A 12,847-nucleotide genomic window follows, 5' to 3' on the forward strand; every position below is an offset into this window, starting at 1 on the left:
GATCGGCGACGTGATGGTGGCGCCGGCACACCGGGGCGCACTCTCGCGGACCGGTCCGCTGTTTCGCAGCGCGGCAGCTTATTTTGCCAACATGCACGAACTCTACCCCGAGGCCCGTCTGGCTTTTGGCTTCCCGTCCCTCAGGCATGTGACGCTCGGCATCAAGCTGGGTTTGTACCTTGAGGTCGATGTCATCTCCACCCTGAGCTGGACAGCCCTGGCCCCGGCTCGCCACCCGCTCACCAAAACCCGGGTCGTGCATCATCTCTCAGGCACCGCCGAATCGTCCCGGCTGGACCAGTTGTGGCGCGACATGCAGCAGGACTGGCCCGGCATGTTGCTGCCGGTTCGCGATGCCGCGCGCTGGAACTACCGTTATGCCGGGCATCCCGAGTACAGCTACCGCGTACTGATGGTCAGCAACCGCTGGACCACAAAGCCGCTGGCCGCCATCGTTTTGCGCGCCCACCCCGATCATCTGGAGTGGCTTGACTATCTCGGCCCCCGGGACGGTATAGCGCTGGCGCTGCGGGCTGCACGCATGCATGCCGCAGAGCTCGGTCTGGCCAGTGTGAAAGGCTGGTTCAGCTCGGCGCTGGTGGACGAGTTTTCGCAAGGCCAGGCCACACTGGAACCGAACGACATCCGTGTCCCGGTCAACCTCTGGGGACGCGACGCCGACAGCGCCCGCCCGCCCGCTCCCCTGTGGTTGATGGCTGGCGACACTGATTTCCGTTAATCGGCGCGCTGCCTGAATGTTATGATCTGCGGCTTTGTTCCCGGGGACGCCGTGGAATCCGATCTCGTTCCCTATCAAACTGTTGCCCAGTTGCCCGCCCGGCACGCGCTGGTGATCGCCCCGCATGCCGATGACGAAGTATTCGGTTGCGGCGGCGCCATGGCCAGCCATGTGCAGCACGGCATACCGGTCAGTGTGATCGTCCTGACCGATGGCAGCCTGTACGGCGACGTCGCCGTGCGAATGGCCGAAAGCCGGGCAGCGGCTGGCGTTCTTGGTTATGGTGAGCCTGAGTTCTGGGCTTATCCGGATCGGGCCCTGCGCCATGATCAGGAACTGGTCGGGCGGCTGGTGCAGAAGATTGCTGCCACCGGGGCAGATCTGGTCTATGCCCCGTCACCCTGGGAGGTCCACCCCGACCACCGGCAGGCCGCTGGTGCCGCCGCCGAGGCCGTACGCCGCACCGGCGTGCGCATCGCTTTTTATGAAGTGGGCAGCCCCCTGCGCCCCAACCTGCTGCTCGACATCACCGCCCATGCCCAGGCCAAGCAGCGCGCCATGCAGTGTTTTGCCTCGCAGATGGCGCAGCAGGACTACGGCCGTCACATTGCCGCGCTCAACCTGTACCGCACCTACACCCTGCCCGCCGAGGTCACTGCCGCCGAGGCCTACCTGCTGCTGTCGGCCGCCGACCTCGGCACCACGTTGCCCGGCCTGCTCATCGCCCAGCCGGTGACGCTGGGCGCCAGTCCTTCGGCCAGCGCCACCCTGGACAACCTGCCGCTGGTGTCCGTATTGATTCGCAGCATGGACCGCCAGCACCTGCAGGAAGCCCTCGACTCCGTTGCCCTGCAAACCTACCCGCGCATCGAGGTGGTGGTGGTGGCGGCGCAACCCGGGCATCAAGACCTGCCGCCGCGCTGTGGTCCTTTCGAATTGCGCCTGATCCCCACCGAACAGCCTTTGCAGCGCAGCCAGGCCGCCAACCAGGCGTTGGCACAGGCGCGCGGAGAGTTTTTGCTGTTCCTCGATGACGATGACTGGCTGCTGCCCGGACACGTCGCCCGGCTGGCGCAGGTGCTGCAGCATTTACCCGCCAGCCTGGCGGCCTACACCGGTGTGACCTTGCTGGGCCCCCGGGGCGAGCCGCAGGGCCAGGTGATGGACTTGCCTTATGACGCGATCCGCCTGCTCGCCGGCAACCTCATGCCCATCCATGCCGTGTTGTTCAGCCACAAACTGCTCGCGCTGGGTTGCCAGTTTGACGAGACGCTGAGCCTTCACGAAGACTGGGATTTCTGGCTCCAGGTGGCACGCCACACCGCCTTTGCCCATGTTCCCGGCGTCAGTGCGGCTTACCGCATGTCCGACAGTTCGGGCGTGCACACCGACAGCTCCGAAAACCTCGATTCGATCCAGAACATCTTCAACAAGTGGCAGACCCGGTGGGAGCCCCGCCAGGCCATTCAATTGATGCAGCGGGTGCGGTCGCACGACGATGTTGAGCTGCGTCTGGCCGACAAAAACCGGTCGCTTGAGCAGGCTGAAGCATCGCTGGTGCAGCAGCGCCAGACGGTCCATCAGCAGGCGGTGAACATGGATCAGCTGCTTACCCGGGCCGAACAGCAGCGCGCAGAATCCGAGCAGCGGCGCGCCCATGCAGAGGCGCTGCGCCAGCGGCTCGAGCAGGAGCTGGCCCGCACCGAGCAACGGCGTGCAGAGACCGAGCAGCAGCGCGTCCATGCCGAGGCGTTGCGCAAGCTGGTGGAGCAGGAGCTTGCCCGCACCGAGCAGCAGCGCGCCCAGGCCGAGCTTCAGGCCACCCGCCATGCGCGCGAGGTCGCCGATCTCCTGGGCAGTGCCAGCTGGAGAGTCACCGCCCCGTTGCGCTGGCTGTCCGCCAGGCTCAGGCGCAAAGCCTGACTTGCCATTCACCCCTCCCGGAAACCCGCCCCATCCCCCATGTTTAATTTACTTTACCGCGTGCTGAGCTTCCAGCGTGTTCACGGCACCAGGCGACTGCTCAGAGAGATTTTCAACCGTGTGAAACGACGCAGTTTCTCGCCTGGCGGCGCGGTGCCGGACGCCGCCATGCCGGGTGAAGACAAGCGCTGGGTCAGCCTGGCATTTGGCGACGACAACGGCTGGGTCAGCGCACGCGAAATGGCGCAAAAGTACATTCCGACCCGCACGCCGCTGAGGTTGTTCATGGTTCCGGCTAGCCAGCCCCCGCGCATCAGTCTGGTGACAGACAGCATCAACAAGGGCAGCCTGTACGGCGGCGTCGGTACGTCCCTGATCATGGCCGCCCTGGTGGCCGAGGCCACGCAGTCCCGGCTGCGCATCATCACGCGGACCGAGCCAGCCCAGCCAGCAGGCCTGCAGATCGTCCTGAGCACCTACGGCATCACATTGACCCACGAGGTGGAGTTCGCCCACGCGCCCGTCGGCGACAGCAGCTACGAGATCGACTGTTTCGAGGGCGAGCAGTTCATCACCACCTCCTGGTGGACCACCGCCGCCACCCTGGCCAGCGTGCCCAGCCAGTTCATCACCTACCTGCTGCAGGAAGACGAGCGGATGTTCTACGCCTATGGTGACGAGCACATGCGCTGTGCGCAAATCCTCGGCAACACCGACATCCGCTTCATCATCAATACCCAGCTGCTTTTTGACCATCTGGTCGCCAGCGGCTTGCACAACGTGGCGACACACGGCATGTGGTTTGAGCCCTCGTTCCCGCGTGAGGTGTTCCGGCCGCGCGATCGTGAGGCCGGCCAAAAGCGCCAGCTGCTGTTTTACGCCCGGCCCCACAACGTGCGTAACCTGTTTTATTTCGGGCTCGAAATCCTCGAGGCAGCGATTGCCCGGGGCATTGTCAACCTTGATGAGTGGGACATCGTGCTGGTCGGCAAAGACATTCCCAAACTGCGCTTTGACAATGGCCGCTACACCGCCAAACGACTCGAAAACCTGAGCTGGACCGAATACGCCGAGCTGGCAGGCAACACCGACCTGGCGCTGTCGCTCATGTACACACCGCACCCGAGTTATCCGCCCTTCGACCTGGCCGCCAGCGGCGCGGTGGTGGTCACCAACCGCTTCGGCAACAAGCAGGACCTCGGCGGCTACTCGAGAAACATTCTCTGCGGCGATCTGCAGCTTGAGTCCATGCTGGCTGCCATGGCCAGCGGGGTGGCGCTGGCCACCGACGCCACCCAGCGCAGCCACAACTTCCAGACCCATCAGCTGGGCACAGACTGGAAGGCTTCATTTGCCGACGTGGTGCAGCGCTTTGAGGGGCCCCGCTGATGTATGCGCTGTCAGATGTCGCCGCCTTTGATTACCAGGATCCCTGGCACCTGCCCCTGCACGAACGCCTGCGTATCCTGGCCGCCGGCAGACGACGGGTTGCCTACTTTTACGAAACCCCCAACAACAGCACCTTCCGCTACCGCGCCTACAACATGGCGCAAGTGCTCAACGACAGCGGCGACGAGACTTCGGCCGCCTATTTTTTCATCGCCGACCTGGACCGGCTCGATGACATTGCCGACCTGGCCGACCTGCTGGTGATCTGCCGCAGCCGCTACGACAGCAACATCAACCGGGTGGTGATGGCCTTGCGCAAGCGCGGCAAGAAGGTGCTGTTCGATATCGATGACTTTGTATTCAATACCGATTACGTGCACCTGCTCGTCAAGACACTGGACCTGGACATCCACAACCCGCAGGTCTGGGACGACTGGTATGCCTACTGCAGCCGCATGGGCGCCACGCTCAAGCTGTGCGACGGCGCCATCACCACCAACGAAGTCCTGGCGGCCAAGATCCACGACTTTTCAGGCTTGCCCGTCGCGGTCGTGCCCAACTTCATGAACCGCGAGCAGCTCGAGTTGTCCGAGCGCGTTTTCGCCGCCAAGCAAAACCAGGCGCCCGGCTCGGACGGTCTGATCCACCTCGGCTACTTCAGCGGCTCGCCCTCCCACAACAAGGACTTCGCGCTGATCATTCCCGCGCTCGAGGAGCTGCTCGAGGAAGACCCCCGCCTGGGCCTGGTGGTGGTCGGTTATATCGAGGCCGGCCCGCGCCTGGAGCGTTTTGGCAAACGCGTGACGCGGTATCATTTTCAGGACTACGTCAACCTGCAAAAGCTGGTCGGGTCGGTGGAAATCAATCTCATGCCGCTGCAGTTCAATGTGTTCACCAACAGCAAGTCCGAGCTCAAGTATTTTGAAGCGGCAGCCGTGGGCACCATCAGCATTGCGTCACCGAGCACGGTCTACGCCCGGGCCATCCGCCATGGCGACAACGGCTACCTGGCGCAATGTCACCAGTGGACCGACGTCATCCGCGAAGCCGTGCAACAAGTCGGCGCGCCGGACATGTCCTTGCGTGGCCGGGCCGACGCGCTGTCCAAATACACCTGGGTCAACCAGCACCAGTGCATTCGTTCTGCCCTTGAGCTGTAGGGCGGCGGGGGTGGTGGGATGTGTCGGGTTACGCCCCGGGGGGCTAACCCGACCTACGGCGTACGGACTTGCCCGAATCCGTAGGTCGGGTTAGCGCAGCGTAACCCGACATCTCCGTTCCCGCAGCCAGCGCAACCCGACATCTTCGTTCTCACAGGGCGGCGGGGGGAGGCGGGATTTGTCGGGTTACGCCTTCGGCTAACCCGACCTGCAAACTTCCCCGAATCCGTAGGTCGGGTTAGCGAAGCGTAACCCGACATCTCCGTTCCCACAGCCAGCGCAACCCGACATCTTCGTTCTCACAGCTGGTCGGCAAAGGCCGGTCGCAAGCGCCAGAACGCAAAGACCGCCAGGCTCGCCAGCACCGTCCAGATCACGACATACATCAGCAGGGCGGTCCAGTTGGGCCATTGCCCCATCAGCAGCGCTCCCCGCAGCGATTCAATCGGCAGGGTCAGCGGGTTCACGCCCAGCCAGTTCTGCACCCCCTGCGGCAGCGACGAGGCCGGGTAGAGCACCGGTGTCAGGAAAATCATCACATTGAGCACCGGCGGGATCGCCTGCCCGATGTCCCGCAGGAACACGCCAAAACCCGCCAGCAGCCAGCCCATGCACAGCAGCATCGGCAACATCGCCAGCATGATCAGGGGCGCGGCCAGTGCCGACGCCGGCAGCGACTGCTGCATGGCGAAGACCCCCACCAGCAGCACCAGCATGCTCAGCCCCGCATGAAAAAACGCACCCGTGGCGCCGACCCAGGGCAGCACCTCCAACGGAAAGACCACGCGTTTGACCAGATTCGGCTGATCCACCACCAGCCGCGGCGCCCGCCCCACCAGCTCGGCAAACAGATTGAACAGCACCAGCCCCGAAAAAATATTCAGCGCGAAATTGGCGGGGTGGTCGTCCACCCCCGGCCAGCGCGCCTTGAAAATCAGCCGGAATACAAAGGTGTAGGTGGCCAGCAGCAGCAGCGGGTACAGCAGGCTCCAGCCAATGCCCAGCGCCGAGCCCTTGTAGCGCCCCAACACTTCCCGCTTGGCCATTTGCCAGATCAGGTAGCTGTGTCTGGAAGGCAGCAGGGCGTCGGTCAGGTCGCTCCGCCTGAACGCGTTGATTCTTTGCTTCATTTATGGATGTCCGTTTTTCCGGCGGCTACCTGGCGTATGAATTGGGTGTCTTGCAGATGCAGGTCGTTGCCGTCGCGCTCCACGATGCCACGGCTCTGCAGCAGTTGAAAAACCCGTGTCACGGTCTCGCGGCTGGCGTTGATCATAATGCCCAGCTCCTGGTGGGTAGGCGCGTTGGGGATGCGTCCCGTGCCCGGCCCCTGCGAAACGAACAACAGCTCAAGCTGCGCGCAGACCCGCTGCAAGGGGTTGGACAAGCCCAGAATCCGGCGCTGCGCCGACACGCTGCGCAGCCGCACGGCCAAGCGCACACACAGCGACTCTGCCAGTTTTGGCGAGGCAAACAAAATCGGCTTGATCATCTCGCGCGGTATCAGCACCACGCGCGAGCGCGCCACCGCCGTCACAAACTCTGGCTCCAGCCCGGCGTCCACCAGCGCCACTTCGCCAAAATAGTCACCGGGGTTGATGAAATACAGGCCCACCTCCCGGTCATCCATGGTGAAGTCAACGCCCTGCAGGCGTCCTTCCAGCAAAAAGCACAGGTGAGCCGGCGTGCCGCCTTTTTGAAGAACGATCTCGCGCTTGGCGTACACCCGCTCCACGGCATGTTGCGCCAGATGGGTAACCGTCACCTGCGGCAGGCTGGAAAGCAAAGGAAGACCTTGCAAAACAGTGACAGAAATGGGCATGTTGGGGGAGAGGAGGGCGCTGAACGCCAGGCGCGCGAAGCACGGTCGGCGCCCGTCGATTGTGCAACACTTCCCCAGCCGGACGGCAGGACGCGTGGCAGGGCGGCAGCACCGCCGCCCATGTCGGGTTACGCTGCGCTAACCCGACCTACAGGATTCGGGGAAGTTCGTAGCCCGTAGACGTCAATGCATCGCGGGCCAGCCGAGACCCGAGACCCGAGACCCGTAGGTCGGGTTAGCCAAAGGCGTAACCCGACAAACCCCGCCACTTCTGTATAAAAACACATACCCGCTTGTGACCCCACGCACATCGCCTGGCCCGGATTTGTGGCCCAATCGAACAAGTTTTGTAACTATTACCCTTCAACCCTTCACACCCCACCGTGAAAACTCAACTTGCTTCCGTTCTTGCGTCTGCGTGGCTAGGGGCCGTCGGCCTTGCCACGTTCGGTAGCGCTGCGGCGCAAGTGCAACCGGTCGGCCAGGTCACCCTGCATATCGGGCAGGCGCTGGTGGTCTCGGCCAGTGGCGCCACCGAGGCCGTGCGCCGGGGTAGCCAGGTGCACCCCGGTGACCGCATCGAGACCTCCGAAGGCGGCCATGTGCATATCCGGTTTGTGGATGGCGCGCTGGTCAGCGTGCGTCCCACCAGCCGCCTGGTGATCGAAGACTACCAGTACAACCCGCAGCAGGTCGCCCAGTCCCTGGTGCGCTTTCGCCTTGAAAAAGGCGTCACCCGAGCTATTTCCGGCGCCGCCGCCGAAGGCGCCAAGGAGCGTTTTCGCCTGAACACCCCGCTGGTGGCCATCGGCGTTCGTGGCACCGACTTTGTGGTGCGCAGCCAACCCGGCCAAACCATTGCCACGGTCAACCAGGGCGCTATTGTCATGGCGCCCTTTGGCGCGGGTTGTTCGCCCCAGGCTTTCGGCCCCTGCGGGTCGGTCAGCGCCAAGCTGCTGTCTGCCGACATGGGCAACATGCTGGTCGAGTTCCGCAGTACGCTGGCCCAGCCCGAGATCAAGCCCCTGAACGGCGTGAAACCGCCTGAAGTCCTGTTTGCCCTGGCCGACGCTTCGCCCGCAGCCGACGCTGCCCGGTCCCGTGAGGCCGGTAAACCGGCAGCGCGCAGCTCCAGCGACGAAGCCATCTCCACCGCGCTGGTGCAGGAGGTGGTTCGCAAGGCCAGTGAAGTACCGGCGGTGGTGCCGCCCGTGGTCGTGGTGCCTCCCGTGGTCGTGGCGCCTCCCGTGGTCGTGGTGCCTCCCGTCGTGGTGGTGGCGCCACCGCTCGAACCCATCAAAATACCGCCCGTCCCCGTGGTGCCCCCGGAACCCCCGCAGCTTGCCTGGGGTCGTTGGGGGGGTGGGCCCCTGGGCGTCACTGACTTCTCAATCGCGCGCGGCGAAGCCCGGGCCGGGCGTGTGGTCACCGTCGGCGACAACGACTTTATTTTGTACCGCACCGAAAACGGCGGGTTTACCATGCCCGGCGACTTGGGCAACGTGCGCTTTGCCCTGCAGCAAGCGCATGCCCAGTTCAATTCGGGGCTGGGTATTCAGGCCGCCAGCGTGGACGGCGGCTCCCTGTCCATCAACTTCCCGGCTCGCGAGTTCAACACCGCCTTGAGCCTGTCTTCAGCGCCGACCGGCAAAGTCGGGCTGCAGGCCGCTGGCTACATTCGTGAAGACGGCATTTTTAATGCCCGCACAGCCACCCAGGGCGTCGCCGGTGCCATCGCACTCGATGGCAAGTCCGTGGGCCTTCTCTTCGAAAAAGCCGCAGCCGGCGGCGTCCTGTCTGGCATCACCCTCTGGTCGCGGTAATGCGCGCGATGGCCAGCCGCTGGTTGCTGCAGCCCTGGCGCAGCCGCGCCATGGCGCTGGCGCTGGCCGCGCTGGCCTGGCTGGCGTGGGTGGGGCTGGCACCCGACAGCCTCAAGCAGTTCGACGAACGCAGCACCGACCTGGTCTGGCGCCTGTCTGCCAGCGAAACCCCCGAGCGCCGCGTCATTCTGGTCGACATTGACGACGCCAGCCTGACCCAGGTCGGCCCCTGGCCCTGGCCACGCGAAGTGATCGCCCAGCTGACCCGCAAACTCGACGCCCAGGGCGTCGGGCTCAAATTGTTTGACGTGGTCTTTCCCGAAACGCGCAGCGGCAATGCCGGCTTGTCGCAGGCGCTGGCCGCCCGCGACGCCGAAGCCCCCTCGGTGCTGTCCCAGGTGTTTGCCCTGCGCAACGAAAGCCAGCTGCGTCTGGGCGCGTTGGCAGGGGCCGTTCCCGGCCTGGGTTGCCAGGCGCCCGCCATGCCCGCCCAGGGGTTTATTGCCAACACCGCCGGCCTGCACCCCCGCGTCGGGCACATCACCCCCCTGCTTGACAGCGACGGTGCCGTGCGCCGCCTGCCGGCGTTTGTCTGCTTCGAAGACCGTGTGTACGCCAGCCTCACCGTGGCCGGCCTTGCGGCGCTGTCGCCGTCAGCGCCTGCCCGCGCAGGCGCGGCGGGCCAGACGCCGCCTCTGCTGCCCGTGGCCGGCACCGGTCCGTGGCAACCCGCCTGGCGGTTGCCGATGCCAGCGCTGTCCGGCAGCCCCATTCCCATGGACGCGCAGGGCCAGGTCCGCGTGCCCTACGCCATTTCCCGACAAGCCATGACCTCCGTGTCAGCCGCTGACGTGCTGCAGGACAAGTTGCCCGCCGACATGCTCAAAGGCGCATGGGTGATCGTCGGCGCCTCCGCCTTTGGCCTGGCCGATGTGGTGCCCACCGCACTCGGTGGCGCTGTCAGCGGTGCCGAGGTACACGCCCAGTTGCTGGTCGCAGCACTCGACAACGCCGTGCCCTACACCCCCCGGGCGGCAGGCGGCTTGCAGCTGGTCTATGCCCTGCTGGCCGTCGCCGCACTGCTCGCTCTGGCGGCCGGTCGGCCGCTGCGCCAGCACCGCGCCGTGGTGCTGCTGCCCGTGCTCGCTGCGGCCCTGGCCGCGCTGGGGTTTGCCGCGCATGCCGCCTTGCTGCTGCAGGCCGGCTGGTTTGTCGGCTGGGCCGGCCCCGCGCTGGCCATCGCCCTGGCCGGGCTGAGCCTGGCCCTGTTTGAACACGCCCGCAGCCTGGCTGAAAAAGGCCGGCTTTTCCGCAACCTCTCCAGTTACCTGTCCAGCCCGGTGGCCGAGCAGATTGCCCTGACCGAGCCCAGCGGCGACATCCAGGCCAGCCGCAACGACGTCACCGTGCTCGCCGCCGACCTGCAAAACTTCTCGCGTTACTGCGAGGCGCTGCCCCCTGAAGACGCCGCGCGCGTGTTGCACCGCTTTTTTGGCACGGCCGAAACCATCATTCAGGCCCATGGCGGCGTGGTCGAAGAAATGGTCGGCGACAACCTCCTGGCCGTTTTTAATGGCTCGCTGGCCTGCCCCGATCACCCGCTGCAGGCCCTGCGCGCCGCCCGCGAGGTGTGGCTGCGCTGCACCGAAGAGCTGCCCAACACCGCCGGCCTCGGGCTGGAGCCGCTCAGCGTCAGCATCGGCCTGGAAAGCGGCATGGCGCTGGTCGGCTCGTATGGCCCGGCCCGCCGCCGCGTGCATACCGTGCTGGGCCAAACCGTCACCATCGCGCTGCGGCTGCAGGCTCTCACAGCCGACGTCGCTTACCCGGTGCTGGTGGGCCCCACCGCAGCCGAGCGCCTGGGGCTGCTGTTTGAGCAGTCCGACCTGACCCTCAAACCGCTCGGCAGCTTTCTGTTGCCCGGCTTGCAGCACGGCTGCAAAGTATTTACACTGCGAACGCTGTTACAACCAGGAAGCGCTGCCGAGCAAAGCACCCTGCATTACCTTCAACAACAGAAAAAATTCGCAGCTTGAAAGCCAAGCCTTCCTCAGGCGGCCTCAGACATGCGCTTGTTGCTCCGGCCCGATGACCTTTGAATCCTCCAGACCCCGCATGACTCCTCGCCCTTTGGGAGAGGCTGCGCCGCAGGCTTCAACTTGTTGCTCCGGCCCGATGACCTTTGAATTGTCCAGGCCCCGCATGACTCCTCGCCCTTTGGGAGAGGCTGCGCCGCAGGCTTCAACTTGTTGCTCCGGCCCGATGACCTTTGAATTGTCCAGACCCCGCATGACTCCCTCGCCCTTTGGGAGAGGGTGGGGGTGAGGGTCCGCGCTTCCAGACTTCAGCAGGCCCTGGCTGTTTGCCTGGCGCTGGGCAGCCTGCCGCTGCAAGCCCAAACCACGGCACCCGTTGCACCCGCCGCAACCGGGGCTGCACCGGCCGCTGCCACCTGCCCGGCCCAGCCCGCCTACCCGCTGCCTGCCGGCGCACTGGCCCTGCAGGCCCTGCTGGCGCAGATCAATGCCATGGCATCCGACTGCCTGAAAAACCCGCCCTACCATGCCTGGCGCGGGGCCGTGCTGCTGGCCCTGCGCCAGCCCGCAGCCGCCACCGAAGCCCTGGAGCGCGCGCTGCTGCTCGACCCCGAGCAACCCGGCGCCCTGCTGGACTACGCCGACGCGTTGCTGGCCGTCGGCGACACCGCCTCAGCCCGGGGCCTGCTGCTGCAGATTTCCGCGCGTACCGACCTGCCCGCCAACCTGCGCCCCCTGCTCGAGCGCGAGCTGGCCCTGACCAGCCTCCATCCCGGTCACCCCGGCGACGGCTTGGCGCCCGACCCCCACCGCGACCCCGACGCCTGGCGCAGCCGCTGGATGCTCAGCACCGCGCTGGGCCGCGACAGCAACCTCAACAACGGCCCCGCTGCCAGTGAGTTAACACTCACTTTCCCCCAGGGCGCACTGACCCTGCCGCTGCTGGCCAGCGCCCGGCCCCAAAGCGGCCATGCCGTGCTGACCACCGCCCAGTGGCAGGCGCTCAAGCCGCAGGGCACCCAGCTCTGGCTGCTGCAGGCCGAAGTGCGCAACCGCCACACCGCCTCACACGCCACCCGCTACCAGCAGGCCGATCTGGCCGCAAGCTGGCTGCAGGCGCCCGAGGCACCCCGGCAGTGGGTGGTGCGCAGCGGGCTCAGCCAGGTCGATTTTGGCGGCCAGCGCCTGCTCAACAACGCGCGCCTCAGTGCGCTGCACCAGTGGCAGGCCAGCCAGTGGGCTGCTGCCGCGTCGCTGGGCCCGCTGGCCAGATGCCGGCCCGGCACCGGCGCCGAGCTGGAGCTGCGGCGCTACCCCGCCTCGCCCGAGCTCAACGGCCGCTACAGCGGCCTGCTGGCCGCCGTCAACTGCGGTAGCTTGGACGCTGCCGGCAGCCAGGCCGGGCTGGGCAACCCGCTCATCGGCCTGCAGCTGCGCCTGGGCCAGGACCAGCCCGACAGCGCCACCCGGCCCGGCGGCAGCTACCGCCGCGCCGAGCTGCGCGCCACCTGGGAGGCCCGGCTGGGCCGGTACAAAGCCAACGCCGACTACAGCTACACCCGCCAGCACGACGCCACCGGCTACAGCCCCCTGTTGTCCAGCAACCTGGCCCGGCGCGCCAGCCGGCATAACCTGCGTGCCGAGCTGGCGCACCCCCTGCCCACAAGCTGGCTGGCCGGGGCCGAAGGGTTTGTCACGCTCGAGCACAGCCGCCAGCGCAGCAACCTGGCCGTGTTTGAGAGCCGCCAGACCGCGCTGTACGCCGGCCTGCGCTGGAGCCCGCCGTAACTTCCACCGATGTCGGTCTGCGTCTGCGCTAACCCGACCTACAAAAGCCCCCGTACCCGCCGTATCCCGTAGGTCGGGTTAGCCCAAAGGGCGTAACCCGACAAATCCCACCACAACCGCCGATGTCGGGTTACGCTGCGCTAACCCGACCTACAAAAGCCAATCCC

The 12,847-nt window shown here is 65.9% G+C and carries 9 protein-coding genes; 7 read left to right on the forward strand and 2 right to left on the reverse strand.

Features of this window, described 5'->3' with window-relative positions; all coding sequences use genetic code 11:
* The 4 genes from ACESMT_RS11915 to ACESMT_RS11930 form a co-directional block, all read left to right on the forward strand.
* On the forward strand, positions 1-739 hold a 739-nt coding region (locus ACESMT_RS11915), incomplete at its 5' end, for a hypothetical protein (protein ID WP_372826811.1).
* A gap of 51 nt (positions 740-790) precedes the next feature.
* Positions 791-2,662 carry a PIG-L family deacetylase gene (locus ACESMT_RS11920; RefSeq protein WP_372826812.1) on the forward strand — a complete coding sequence of 624 codons (1,872 nt, stop codon included), beginning with the start codon at positions 791-793 and terminating at the stop codon, positions 2,660-2,662.
* 39 nt (positions 2,663-2,701) lie between these two features.
* Complete coding sequence (locus ACESMT_RS11925) at positions 2,702-4,051, forward strand: hypothetical protein (protein WP_372826813.1); 1,350 nt, start codon at positions 2,702-2,704, stop codon at positions 4,049-4,051.
* Positions 4,051-5,211 carry a glycosyltransferase gene (locus ACESMT_RS11930; RefSeq protein ID WP_372826814.1) on the forward strand — a complete coding sequence of 387 codons (1,161 nt, stop codon included), beginning with the start codon at positions 4,051-4,053 and terminating at the stop codon, positions 5,209-5,211. Before ACESMT_RS11925 ends, ACESMT_RS11930 begins: the two co-directional genes overlap by 1 nt.
* A 299-nt stretch (positions 5,212-5,510) precedes the next feature.
* On the opposite strand, the gene ACESMT_RS11935 is transcribed toward ACESMT_RS11930, so the two are convergent.
* On the reverse strand, positions 5,511-6,341 hold the full coding sequence (locus tag ACESMT_RS11935; RefSeq protein WP_372826815.1) for an ABC transporter permease: 831 nt from the start codon (positions 6,339-6,341) through the stop codon (positions 5,511-5,513).
* Positions 6,338-7,033 carry a Crp/Fnr family transcriptional regulator gene (locus ACESMT_RS11940; protein WP_372826816.1) on the reverse strand — a complete coding sequence of 232 codons (696 nt, stop codon included), beginning with the start codon at positions 7,031-7,033 and terminating at the stop codon, positions 6,338-6,340. The genes ACESMT_RS11935 and ACESMT_RS11940 overlap by 4 nt, the downstream gene beginning before the upstream one ends.
* Positions 7,034-7,416: 383 nt before the next feature.
* Between ACESMT_RS11940 and ACESMT_RS11945 the strand changes: the two genes are divergently transcribed.
* From ACESMT_RS11945 to ACESMT_RS11955, 3 genes are all read left to right on the forward strand, one after another.
* Complete coding sequence (locus tag ACESMT_RS11945) at positions 7,417-8,856, forward strand: FecR domain-containing protein (RefSeq protein ID WP_372826817.1); 1,440 nt, start codon at positions 7,417-7,419, stop codon at positions 8,854-8,856.
* Positions 8,856-10,892 carry a CHASE2 domain-containing protein gene (locus tag ACESMT_RS11950; protein ID WP_372826819.1) on the forward strand — a complete coding sequence of 679 codons (2,037 nt, stop codon included), beginning with the start codon at positions 8,856-8,858 and terminating at the stop codon, positions 10,890-10,892. Before ACESMT_RS11945 ends, ACESMT_RS11950 begins: the two co-directional genes overlap by 1 nt.
* A gap of 285 nt (positions 10,893-11,177) precedes the next feature.
* Positions 11,178-12,680, forward strand: a complete 1,503-nt coding sequence (locus tag ACESMT_RS11955; RefSeq protein WP_372826820.1) for a tetratricopeptide repeat protein — start codon at positions 11,178-11,180, stop codon at positions 12,678-12,680.
* Positions 12,681-12,847 lie beyond the last annotated feature (167 nt).

The sequence above is a fragment of the Polaromonas sp. genome (assembly GCF_041689105.1).
Classification (GTDB): domain Bacteria; phylum Pseudomonadota; class Gammaproteobacteria; order Burkholderiales; family Burkholderiaceae_C; genus Polaromonas.